The organism is Ruminococcus sp. B05, assembly GCF_003628495.1.
Taxonomy (GTDB): Bacteria; Bacillota; Clostridia; order Lachnospirales; family Lachnospiraceae; genus Schaedlerella; species Schaedlerella hominis.
Genome location: NZ_RBZR01000022.1, coordinates 15,949 through 28,372, shown reverse-complemented (window position 1 = coordinate 28,372; position 12,424 = coordinate 15,949). Strand labels below are relative to the sequence as shown.

The following is a 12,424-nucleotide window of genomic DNA, read 5'->3' as shown; positions in this document are numbered from 1 at the left end:
AAACTATTCCTCCAACCATTCTTCTGGAAAATAATCTCTCCATCTCTGCATTGTCAAATACACATGCACCTCTTTGAAATTTGAAACAATTATTTTATTTACCCATTTCTTCACATGTTCAAATTCCAGATCTTCTGGAAGCTCCACTCTCTGAAACGTCTTTATCCATTCATTTTCATTGCTGAATGCTTTCTTCATCTCGGCAAACCGCTCCATAAGTCCTTCAAAATCCATTTCATACATTTGTAGCTGTGACTGTATTTCTTCTTTTTTATTCAGATACTCTGTCTCTGTAAGCTCATTATTTTTAAATTTCTCATATATCGGAATACGATCTTTTTCTACCTGCTCCATTTCCTGAAATATCATCCAAGCCTTTTCTGAATATTGCTGTTGTTCTTTTTGTAACAGTTTCTGTATAGCTTCCGTTTCCAAATATCTGGTCATTCTTTCTGCCATATCCATTTCCGATTGAATTGCTTCTTTTACTGCTCTTGTAACTACGTCTACTTCTATATAAATTCTTTTGCTCTTTGGTAGCTCATTTATCTTTGAATTCAATACAAATACAGACTCTCCGCTTTGAAAATTTCTCAAATACAGTGGTTTTCCTGTTTCTTCATCAAATATTTTATGAACATACGGTCCCAGTTTTCCGCCTTTGCGGTTTTTTGTCGTTGACCGGCTTTTTACAATTTCTTTTGCCTTATCAAATACGCCTTTTTCCAATATCGGAGTAATTGGAATTGTACAGAGTTTTCCATTGATTGTTTTCTTCCAATAGCCGTCATACGCTGTACAGTCTAAGATTCTCCGAAGCGATCCTTCACTCCATTTATTTTCATAATGTGGCCAATGCTTATGTCCCACCCTGGCATTATGTACCATAGGTGATTCAACACCTCTCTCATTCATAATATCGGCTATTTTTTTTACTGATACACCATTCAAAAGCATTTGAAACACTTCACGTACAATCGTAGCTGCTTCTTCTTCAACCAGTAACTCTTTCCGGTCTTCTGAAAGTATGTATCCATACTTTTCATCATGTACGTTATAATATCCTTCAATTTGCTCTCGCACAGCGAACTCCCGCATACTCTTTATCTGTACCGCAATTTTTTCTTTTCTAAAATATTCACCAATTTCTTCTCTGCTTTTTCCGATACTGCAAAAATCATCCTGTACTACTGAAAAATGGATTCCTGCCGGGAAGAATGTTTTTGCAAGGACATCTTCAGCACAGGAAATATATTTACCACAGCGATCAATGCTATTTACCACCACCATGTCAAACTTCCTGCTGATACCATCCACTGTCATTTCTTCAAATGCAGTATTCTCGTTATCATCCCTTTTTCTGTCACTGTATTTCGCAACCAGCTTCCAGCCATGCGATTGTATATATTTTTGAATCTGTTCATTCTGCTGCTGAATAATATCTGTCGGAATGCTTTCACTGGATTTGCATGATGTGGTTCTTGTGTAACTTACGCACCGCATTTGAATCTACCTTCCTTTTCTTCTATTTCCCGAATATTTTGAGCTACCTCCGTCATTTCCTGTATTTCATCGGCATACTTAAACTGAATTTCCAGACGGTCTTTTCCATAAACGATAATCTTATCAATTAATGTGACTACTGCTTTACGGTCAAGCTGTGTGATATTCTGATAGCTTTTAAAATCTTCTATCCAGGGATGTTCCCTTTTCCCTTCCACTACTGCCTTTTCTTTCTTTTTTTCCAGTTCACGTTTTGCTTCTTCCGCATTATGCAACTTATCCGAAAATCTCTGGTTATACTCATGGTATTCTTCTCTGGTCACAATATTATCCAACATATCCTGATATAAACGAGTTTTTAAATCTTTATATCTTTCCACTTCCTCATGGAGAACAGTCAACTGCTTTTCCAGTGAATCAAATTCTGTTTTTTTATAATTTTCCATTCCACTGTCCCGGATAATGTTTTCCGCATCTACTAATAATGCAATCTGCTTCTGAATCGCTTCCAACACAACTGCATGTACAATTTTTTCACTGATCAGATGTGAGCTGCACCCATCTCCGTTTTTATATGTAGAACAATGGTAATAATAATATCTCTTTCCTTTTTTAGATGTGCTTCTTTTTACCATGTTCTGTCCGCAGTCTCCACAGCGTAAAAATCCCGAAAACAAATATACAGAATCTTCATCCGGTGCAGTACGGGTATCCAGTTCCAGCAGTGATTGTACATACTGAAATATTTCTTCTGCTATGATAGCTTCATGAGTTTTTTCAACCCGAATCCAGTTTTCTTCCGCTACTGGTCTGCACTCTTTTACTTTGTAATTGATCTTACGATTTTTTCCCTGAACCATCGTCCCGGTATAAAGCTCATTTGTCAAAATACGGTTCACTGTCGTAACTGCCCATTTGGGATTAGCTCCCGAACGAAATCCACTGTTATATTTCATTCCACGGCTTCGCTTATACTCCAATGGTGGCAATACTCCCATTTCATTCAATTTTGTAGCAATTCTCTGAGAACTGTACCCACCCATTTTCAGATTAAAAATAAACTGAACAATCTCTGCTGCATATTCATCTATGATAAGATGATTTTTGTTCTCCGGGTCTTTCTGATACCCGTATCCTGCAAAGCTTCCTATGAACTGCCCATTTTTTCTTTTCACATCTAACTGACTTCGGATTTTAATTGAGATGTCCCTACAATAAGCATCGTTTATCAGATTCTTAAAGGGAACTATGATCTGATCTGCATCATCCGATTCTGCAGCACTGTCATAATGGTCTGTAATGGCAATAAACCTGACTCCAAGAAACGGAAATATCTTTTCCAGGTATCGTCCTGTTTCGATATAGTTTCTTCCAAGTCTGGATAAGTCCTTAACGATGATACAGTTGATTTTCTTTTTCTTCACATCTTCGAGCAACCTTTTAAATGCTGGACGCTCAAAATTTGTTCCACTGTAACCATCATCAATATATTCATCGACCAGGGTAATGTCCGGGTGCTGTTTTACAAAATCGTTAATGAGACTTCTTTGATTGCGGATACTATCACTTTCCAGCTTGTCTCCATCTTCTCTGGAAAGTCTTAAATAGTCTGCCGCTAATATAGACTTTTGATTAAAATACATAAAGCCATCAACCTCCTAATTTACTATGCCGTCCGGCGGTGTAAACCAAGAAATTCATGGCTTCTTGAATGCTCTTAAATTTTGACCCAACACCATATTAACATAACTTCTGGCTCACTGCTACACCTTTTTTCATTCTTTTCCAAATTTCTTTCTGACCTGTTTTTTCGTTCTTCATAATGAAATACACCTGTTCAGACTTTCTTCCAGCGTACATTTCCCGGTAAAACTGATTTTCACTGCCACCCCATGAGAAATATAACAATATGGGTTCTTAATCTGATGAATATAGTCTGCAATCCGTTCCTCCTGTGGCAACTCCGTTCTTATCTTTACGTGCTCTATATCAATCAGATTACTGGTATCTATATTTTTGAGGTCTACCTCTGCCATTGCCTGCATTTCCTCCGGTGTTGGTAATTCTTTTACTGACATTCTTTTACACCTCCTGAAAATTTCCTTCTACCTATAAAGCCCGGCAGAGGTTATTTACCAACCCCCTTTTTCAGATTTTTTTACTTTTTTCATTTTAGGGGTTTGTAAAACAGCTTTCTCACGCTTTATTAGTAGAGGGATTTCTTTCTTAGAGCAAGTTTCGCCTTGGCAGCCAAAAACTCGGATACCGAGTTTTGCCAGCAGGCAACTTGATGGGGATTTTGCTCCCCATACCCTCAAATACAATTAAAAATTGTCTCGTTGGTTCCCATTTGCATGGTCACAGCGTAATAAAGTTTTATTACTTGCCTTTCACTGTAAACGTGAAATTTGCCTGTCTGTAAATCATCGGGAGATAACGAAGGAAGGAATAGAAATTATGACAAGACCAAAGAAAGAAAAAGAAATGTCCCGCAATCAACGTATTACTGTCCGATTCACGGACACTGAATTTGCCATTATTGAAAATGCCGCAAAGCAAGCCAACCTGTCGCTGGCAGCTTATGTACGAACTCAAACCTTAAAGGGAAATGTACATACAAAAATCGAGATTGTTGCTGATGTTCCAGAAATTAAAAGTCTGCTTGCAGAGTTCGGTAAAATAGGCAGTAACCTCAACCAGATAGCAAAATATTTTAACCAGGGCGGAATTCTTTCACAGGAAATGCGTGGAGAAATAAATAAGCGTCTTCGGGATTTATATGAAATGAAATACAAGGTAATGGAAATGGCAGGTGATTTTCGTGGCAATACTGAAACATATCGCAAGTAAAAATGCTGATTACGGAGAAGCTGAGCGTTATCTGATTTTTCAGCATGACGAATATACGCAAAAACCTATTCTTGATGATGAAGGGCATATGCTCATTCGTGAAGAATATTATCTTGACGGCTTAAACTGTGATCCGTTCAGTTTTGCTGCTGAGTGCATGGAAACAAATGCCTATTTTCATAAAAATCAGTCTTTTAACGAAATCAAATCTCATCATTATATTATCAGCTTCGATCCCAAGGACAGGGACGAACATGGTCTGACGGGTGAACAGGCCCAAAAGTTAGGGTTGGAATATGCAAGAGAAAACTTTCCCGGACATCAGGCTCTTGTCTGCACTCATACTGACGGTCATAATGGAAGTGGCAATATCCATGTTCATATCGTAATCAACAGCATTCGGAAATATGACGTCGAACCACAGCCATATATGGAATTTGACCGTGACGCAAAAGCCGGCTATAAGCATCATCTTTCTGACAGATACCGAATCCATCTAAAACAAAAAGTCATGGATATGTGCAACGCCAACGGACTAAACCAAGTTGATCTTCTGACACCTGCCGAAAAGAAAATATCTGAGAAAGAATACTGGGCGAAACGCAGAGGGCAGAAAAAACTCAATCAGCACAATGCTGAGCTTGAAAAAGAAGGGCTTACACCAAGGCAGACAACCTTTCAGACCGAAAAGCAATTTCTTCGTAATGCAATTGAAGATATTTCTTCAACCGCAGTCTCACAAGAACAGTTTGCAAAATTGCTGTCAGAAAAATATAACATCACCTTTAAAGTTAGTCGTGGCAGATACAGTTATCTACATCCAAATCGTAAAAAATATATTACCGGCAGAGCACTGGGAACGCTTTATGAAGAAAAGCATCTATTAGATGTATTTCAGAAAAATGCCAGTCAGCAAATCTCAAAACAGCCAGCTTCTGATATTACCAACAATATCAATTCTTCTGCTATGCCTACATCTTCTGATTTTGGATCTTCTCATGCATTCCTCTTTATCAAATCTGACTTACGACTGGTAACGGACTTACAGCATTGTATCAAAGCACAGCAAAGTCAGGCATATGCTCAAAAAGTAAAATTATCCAATTTGAAGATGATGGCTCAGACCGTAGCCTATGTGCAGGAACATGGCTTCCAATCAAAAGAAGATTTAGATACTGCACTTTCCAATGCCACTGCTCAAAGCACCACTGCCAGAAATTCCCTAAAAAATACAGAAGATACTTTAAAAGGAATCAACGAGCAGATTCATTACACCGGGCAATATCTGTCAAATAAAGATCTCTATTCCGAATATCGAAAAAGCAGGAATAAAGAAAAATTCTATGAACAACACCGGGCAGAACTCACCCTTTATGAATCAGCTCTCCGAATACTGAAAGAAAAAGCACAAGGAAAAAAATTACCCACCTTGAAAATGCTTCGTGAAGAAAAGAGTCGTCTGACTGCATTGCAATCCGATCAACATGAAGAATTTAATGCCCGTCGTGAATATGAGCGGGAGCTTCGCACCGTATGTTCTAATGTTGACATCATACTCGGCATCCATCAGTCACAAGAGCGACAGCTTGAACAGACCCATGAAAAATGATAAGTAAAAACTGAGGTTTCTTCTTTGTGGAAGTAAACCTCAGTCTTTCTATTCAACTATTTCTCCGTCTACATACATCGTAAATTTTTCTGGATTATGAACAATATCATAATCTTCATTTTCTTCCTCTGACAGATACGATATTTCACAGAACTTTTTGTTATCATCAAAATCCTTTTCTGTCTTATACACATTAATCTGCAACTCTGTTGGACACACCATATCATAAGAGAACTTAATAGACTGAAAGGAATTATTCTGGCACATTTCTACAATCTGCTTCGCCAATTTATGTTTATCTTCAATTTCTTCCTGATTTGCTATAACCGTCAAATGCTCCGTCGTATTAAAACGTGAACTATTAATCGCATCCGGGATTTCTGAAAGAGGTTTTGACTGCACTGTATAGAAATAACTACATATCCCCACTACTCCTATTAAACAGGCAATTATCAGTATCTGTCTCCCAATATTTGTCTTTTTCAAATCTGCTCCTCCTTATACACATGGGTTCCGAAAACAGAACCTTTGTTACTTTCTATCTTAACCCTATAATGAAGGAAAGACAAGAAAAAGGTGGAGATACCCGTTGATTAAATATGATAACCTGTGGCTTACCATGCAGAAGAAAGGTATCACAAAATACACATTTCACAAAGAATACCATTTCAGCAAGTCACTGATACATCGTTTGCAGAACAATGAAGGTGTCAGTATGAATACCATTAACACCCTCTGCAACATTTTGGATTGTGAAATAGAAGATATTGCAACTCACTACAAAGACTAGCCTTAAACGATAGGATCGTTACTGGCCAGTCTTTTTATATATGAAAAAAGACCAGCCACAACCAAGTGACCAGCCTTTCTTCTTTGCTATTTCTTTGCTCTCTCCATATCTTGCCCCATAATTTCCTGCATGGCTTTCTTTCCACTGCGTCGTGCAATTTCTTTCTCTTTTTGATGGAGCTTTGCAAGAACAGATTCTTTCGGACGCTTCTTTTCTTTTTTTGGTGCAGCATTATTATTGAGTCCGTCAATCATATTATAATTTGCTTCCTCTGTCATTTCTGCACTTCGTAGATACTCACCGTTTTCCAGATACTTTTGCCAATTCTCCAGCTTTGGTTTTTGCTTTTCCGGTGAATCCTGTGTCGGTGGATGCAGATAATCACGGATTTTCTGTTTTACTTCATCATCAAATCCGTTATAAGTACCATCCACGAGTACCTTTCCATTCTGGTCAAGCACTACATAGGCAACATCTTTTCCATGTTGCTCATGCTCCATAAGGAAAAAATTTTTCCCTTCCATGAGAACATAATCTACTACTTCCCATGTACCGCCTTTTCCACTGATTTCATATCCTGCTGTGTTCTTCGTAAGTCCACCAGAAGAAGATGGAATCCTCATGAAATCCGGTACTACAACAAAAGAATTCTTATTTACATAGTAAGCTATTGTTTCACCGTTGTCATTCAATACCAGAACATCACTGGTACTAATCGCATGTCCCTTATAATTGTGTGGTTGTCTCTGATCAATATTTTTTTTTACCTGTTCAGGTGTTTCGCCCGGTTTCATTGTCCCAATATATACCTGTTCATAATTTCCCACCTGCACAGGAATCTGCTCCTGTGCAAGTTCTTCATATGTTCGATAAAGAAAATTTCTTAATTCCGGTTTTCGTTTTAACTGATAAACTGCAAACTGACTCGTACTCATTCTTCATCCACCTCCAGATCTGCTTTATAAATTTCTACGGTTTTCTGCAATTCTTTATACCCTTCATCGCTGAGATAATATAATTTCTTAATCGTTGTAAAAATCAGAAATTTCATATCTTCATCCAGATAGGAAAAAATTTCATCCATCGCCTCCATTGTCTGGACTCTGTCTCCCGTATCAAAAATTGCCACAGCAATATATTCATCTTCGTCAAATCTTACCATCATAATGTTACTTCTCCTTTCTTGCGAGCCTTCGTTTTTTCTTTTGCGTTATTCTGTTCCTGCTCTTTTATCTTTGCCTGACGCTCCCGCAATGCCTGAAGAACCGATTGCTTCTTTCCTTTTGGCTGTCCGGTCTGCTCTTTCGAAATTCTTTTGCTCTCAGCAGTCTTTTCTTCTGTTCGAGACTTTTCCTGTTTCTCTGCAAAATACTTCTCCACATCATCCATTGCTTTCTGAACCAATGGACTGTCCTTGTAATGTTGAATCATGTTGATACCTTCACGATCAACAGTCCCCATTCTCATAAGATCATACGGTCCATCATAATCACTTCCGTCATGCAGCTCAAACCCGACTCCTTTAATTCCATTCATACGATCTGCCGGAATAGTTTCATATATGCGTAAGGCTTCTTCCAGGGTAAGATTTTCATGGTATTCACCCATGACCGGAAATTCCATACACTCCGCTACATAAAACGCAATTGTTCCTTTAGGCTGTTCTTCGATAACTGTTGAATGTTCCTGCTTATCCAGATACTCCTCTGCCTGCTTCATATATTCTGCCAGCGTCCCTGTTCTTTCTTCTGAAATCGGATTAATATCTATCGGAAGTCCTGCAATCTTCAACCCAGCTTCATTAACTGCATTAAACAACGCATCTTCTCGAATGTTTCCCTGATAAGACACTACTACATCTACATCAGAATCTGCACGATAAAGTCCCTCTCTGCTTCTGGAACCATATACTCTTGCCCCGATCAGAGTAACTTCATTTTCCATTCCCATTTCTTCTAATACTGCCCTTATGTGAGCCAGTACGTCATATTCAATTTCTGCCCGGTTCATTCCATTCAACGCTGCTTCACATCTTCCAAGTTCAGAAGTACAACGAACCGTTCCATTTTCCAACAACTCTTTCGCTTTCTGAATCAGCTCGTCCCTGAATGTTGAATCATCTATTTTTATACACTGCTCCTTCTGCATTCCTTCTTTTTTCAAGATTGCATAGGTTGCTTCCTGTATGGAATCATCCAGATATTCATGCGTTCCGCCGCCGACTTCCTTCAAATCAGCATCATAAAAAATATAGGAATAACCTTCTTTCGTTGGCTGTACAGTCAGATAAGTCTTAGCATCTGCAAATTGAACAGTAATTCCCTCATATGTTTCTATCGCAGTATTTCTATCATATCCTTCAAAAATAGATTTCGGACAATTCTGCTCCATCTGCATCTGTTCAATATTCTCTTTTTCTGCATGTTCCGTTTTTATTTCCAATGCCTCATAGTCAGTCACTTCCGCATCCTTTAGTGAAAAGCCTTCCTCCTGCAAAATCTCATCTACCGCTTCTGAGATAGAAATATCCGGATCATCGTAAATCCCGCCATCCAGTTCCAAATAGTTTTTATCAAAAAATGTATAATCGTACCCTTCTTCTGTTGTCTGAATCGTCAAATATGATTCTCCAATCTTATATGCGATTTCCGTATCGTGCCCATCCAGACTGATTTTCAGATTTTTGAATATATTATATATCTCCGGATTCAGCCATCCTTCTACTTTCTGGCAATCATAGATTAATGTGTCTATACCATTTTTACATTGAATAAAATCCAGGCTTCCTGGCAATGGTGCCGTATTTTCAATTCCAAGAGCTTTCATCTTATGATTTGGCAGTGAATAATATGCTCCCAGTGCAGCTTCCAAACCGTTGTAACGTTCAATCTTCAAGCCACCTTTTGATTCCAAGTCTTCAATCACATAATACTGACCAACATAATGAATATCTGGCATTTTCAGATCAATCCCATCATTTTCCCTGACCTTATGTATCTCAAAAAAGCTAAACTGCTGTTCTTCATCCTTCAGATTCGTCCCTGTCAGAGTTGGTTTCCAGCTTTCTGTATTGACCACCTGCTGTTTTTCCGTTTTTAATACTGTTCCATCTGTCAGGATAACAGTTGCCTGTGGTGGAATTTCTGTCAGATCATAGACTGTCGCTCCATTTTCTTCCAGATATTCCGAGATTGCTTCTCTGGCTCCTTCATCAAATCCATGCCAGATGTCCTCTGCTACCAGTGTTCCATTTTCAGAAACTATAATATCTGCTACTTCCTGTCCATACTGTTCACTACGCATCTGGAAAAATCTCTCTCCATGATATTCTTTCATATCCAGTGCATACCATGTTCCAGTGTGTCCCTCTGCTTCATATCCTTTCGTATTTTCAGTAATATGCTGATTTTTCACATCAAGCACCTGTTCCAGCTTGCGGGTATGAATTTCTCTCCTCGCCATATCAATGAAACCATTCAAAACTGCCGGATGGCTGCTCACAATATAGTCTCTGTTCAGATCCATTCCCCGACTGATGTTTTCTGGAACCTCAACACCTTCCGCCCACTGTTTATTAACCTCAGAAAATCTTCCATCATAGGAAAGCTGTTTCAATGTATTTGCCAGAACAAAAGCAACACGTTCTTCTCCATATTTTTCAACCACAGCTACTGCAGTATCAGGGTTCAGGCTCATACCATCAAAGTTATCTGAAATTGCCTGTTCTATTGCATTTTTGCAGTCAATGTTCAACTTTCTGGAATCCAGGTAAGTATCTACATTTCTCTCCTGCATAGCGTTTTCCAAAGTTCCCATGTAAACTTCCGGATACGCCTTTATCAGACTGGCATTTAACACCTCTGCTCTCTGCGCAATAAAGTCTGGCAATTCTTCAAATCCAAACGAGTCCACATAGTATGCTTTTAGATTTCCGCCACGGTTCATTATAATCACATCACTGACTGACATAGAATGTCCGGTAAAATCATTTGGTCTTTCTATGTTAAATCTTTCATAGAGATTATCCAGTGTAGTCGTAGCCCTCAGTCTCTCACTGTAAACCATCTGATAATCTTTTCCGTGAATGGTAAAACCAAGTTCTTTTGCCGCTTCAAGTCCTAAAAACTGATACCCTCTTTCTTCCTGTCTGCTATTGATCTGATAAATGCCGTAACGATTTCCCTCCCCCTCCAAAAGGATGGTTTCTTTTATTTTCATCTTTTCTTCTAGTGTTATGGCTGTTTCCATACTTCTCTGATAATTTTTCCATTCAAACTTCGTCACTCCAAATAAGCCATCATGCCGAGAAATATCCTGTTCCAGATTTATAAGTTTCTGTGACTGTCCCTGTTCTTCTCTGGCTCCATTCAAGCCATAGACTGTCACACCCTCACGATACAGTTCTACTGCTCTTTCTTCGGTAAGTGGCAGCATAATATCTGAATAAAATCCAGCTTCATGCAATTCGGATAATCCGATCATAGGATCTGGCAGACTATCAATCTGTGTCTGTGCCTCCTCACTCAATTCAAATACCTTCTCTCGATTTCCATTTATAATTGCATCTGCAAGATTCTCTGCTAATTGCTCTGTTGCTTCTCTATCATCCAGTTTAAATGCAAAATTGACAATAAGATTTCTCTGGTCGTTACTGAAGATTGTTCGTTCCTGCTCCAGCCGGTTAATTGTCTGTTCAGCAAACTGCATGGCACTGAGTTCTTCCTGCTGTTCCGGTAATTCCACCTGCAATTCTTTCATCTGCGTTTCAATCTGTCCGATCATTTCAGCAGAAGTCTTGCGAATGGTATCCATAGACGCTCTCAGTTCTCTCATATTTCTTCCAGAAGTCCAACTCGCAATATAAGAAAACGAATACTCCGAAGTGTCCAATCCGAAATGATTGCATACCACATAAGCAATACTCTCTGCTTCCACCTCTTTCGTAAGTTTGTCCTTTACTACACCTTCCTCAGCCATCTGGTCACGATCATGTAATACCGCATGTGCAGTCTCATGCACTGCTGTTTTCATCGTTTGTGCTTCACTCATTCCTACCTGAACAGCAATATATTTATCTACAAACTGATAAAAGCCTTTCGCTTCTCCATCAATCTCTATAAAGCGGATTGGCACCGGAGCAACTGTTTTTAATGCTTCCATAAAATCATGATAAATCAGCACATCTCCATCCAATTCTGAGACTTCAAATTCCGGAATCGGCTCTCCCGTTGTCTGACTGACATCAAATACAGTAGTCACTCTGAATTTTGTAACAACACGCTCTACTACCTCTGTCTCTGGCTGCCCATCTTCTCCGATTACAATTTCGCCTGTTTCCGGATCAGTCTTTTCAATCTCCTGTTTTTCTTTGTACGGTGCAGGTGCAATAATCTGTATTCCTTTTTCTCCTCTTTTTACCTGCCGGTTAAATTTTTTCTGCCATGCCTGATATCCGGCCACAAGCGTTGCCTCCGGTTTCTGCATGGCAATCAGCAGTGTATTATTAAAGCTGTAATTATGGAACTTTGCCATTGTCTGTAAATATTCTGTATATTTTTCTGATGTAAATATTTCAGAGACACCCTGTTCCAACTGGTCGGTTATCTGTTTTAATTGTTCTTCTCTATTCGCCATAATATCATCCTCCATAGAAAAATCCCGCCAAAGCTCAT

Annotated in this window: 10 protein-coding genes; 3 read left to right on the top strand and 7 right to left on the bottom strand. The window is 38.9% G+C overall.

The annotated features are described in order from the left end of the window. Window positions 1–3: 3 nt before the first annotated feature. The 3 genes from D8Q48_RS13605 to D8Q48_RS13595 form a co-directional block, all read right to left on the bottom strand. The gene (locus tag D8Q48_RS13605; protein WP_118420037.1) at window positions 4–1,503 is read right to left on the bottom strand and encodes a recombinase family protein; all 1,500 of its coding nucleotides are present in this window, start codon (window positions 1,501–1,503) and stop codon (window positions 4–6) included. Further along, the gene (locus D8Q48_RS13600) at window positions 1,491–3,146 is read right to left on the bottom strand and encodes a recombinase family protein (protein ID WP_121056831.1); all 1,656 of its coding nucleotides are present in this window, start codon (window positions 3,144–3,146) and stop codon (window positions 1,491–1,493) included. The genes D8Q48_RS13605 and D8Q48_RS13600 overlap by 13 nt, the downstream gene beginning before the upstream one ends. A gap of 174 nt (window positions 3,147–3,320) precedes the next feature. After that, window positions 3,321–3,581 carry a DUF6870 family protein gene (locus D8Q48_RS13595; protein WP_243116305.1) on the bottom strand — a complete coding sequence of 87 codons (261 nt, stop codon included), beginning with the start codon at window positions 3,579–3,581 and terminating at the stop codon, window positions 3,321–3,323. Between the two features lie 379 nt (window positions 3,582–3,960). On the opposite strand from D8Q48_RS13595, the gene mobC reads away from it, so the two are divergent. Both mobC and D8Q48_RS13580 read left to right on the top strand, forming a co-directional pair. Further along, window positions 3,961–4,353, top strand: coding sequence for a plasmid mobilization relaxosome protein MobC (gene mobC, locus D8Q48_RS13585; RefSeq protein ID WP_118062420.1), 393 nt, complete (start codon window positions 3,961–3,963; stop codon window positions 4,351–4,353). Continuing rightward, entirely contained in the window at window positions 4,325–5,962 is a 1,638-nt protein-coding gene (locus tag D8Q48_RS13580) for a relaxase/mobilization nuclease domain-containing protein (protein ID WP_121056829.1), read from the top strand. Before mobC ends, D8Q48_RS13580 begins: the two co-directional genes overlap by 29 nt. Window positions 5,963–6,010: 48 nt before the next feature. Here the strand turns inward: D8Q48_RS13580 and D8Q48_RS13575 are convergent, their stop codons facing one another. After that, complete coding sequence (locus tag D8Q48_RS13575) at window positions 6,011–6,448, bottom strand: hypothetical protein (protein ID WP_118626864.1); 438 nt, start codon at window positions 6,446–6,448, stop codon at window positions 6,011–6,013. A gap of 103 nt (window positions 6,449–6,551) precedes the next feature. Between D8Q48_RS13575 and D8Q48_RS13570 the strand changes: the two genes are divergently transcribed. Then, a complete protein-coding gene (locus D8Q48_RS13570; RefSeq protein ID WP_121056827.1) occupies window positions 6,552–6,752 on the top strand; it encodes a helix-turn-helix transcriptional regulator in 201 nt (66 codons plus the stop codon). An 86-nt stretch (window positions 6,753–6,838) separates the two neighbouring features. Here D8Q48_RS13570 and D8Q48_RS13565 read toward each other — a convergent pair whose 3' ends face one another. From D8Q48_RS13565 to D8Q48_RS13555, 3 genes are read right to left on the bottom strand one after another with little or no spacing between them, the layout of a single operon-like run. Then, window positions 6,839–7,687, bottom strand: coding sequence for a YodL domain-containing protein (locus D8Q48_RS13565; RefSeq protein WP_121056825.1), 849 nt, complete (start codon window positions 7,685–7,687; stop codon window positions 6,839–6,841). Continuing rightward, entirely contained in the window at window positions 7,684–7,917 is a 234-nt protein-coding gene (locus D8Q48_RS13560) for a transposon-transfer assisting family protein (protein ID WP_118062425.1), read from the bottom strand. Before D8Q48_RS13560 ends, D8Q48_RS13565 begins: the two co-directional genes overlap by 4 nt. Further along, the gene (locus D8Q48_RS13555) at window positions 7,914–12,386 is read right to left on the bottom strand and encodes a DUF3849 domain-containing protein (protein WP_121056823.1); all 4,473 of its coding nucleotides are present in this window, start codon (window positions 12,384–12,386) and stop codon (window positions 7,914–7,916) included. Before D8Q48_RS13555 ends, D8Q48_RS13560 begins: the two co-directional genes overlap by 4 nt. Window positions 12,387–12,424 lie beyond the last annotated feature (38 nt).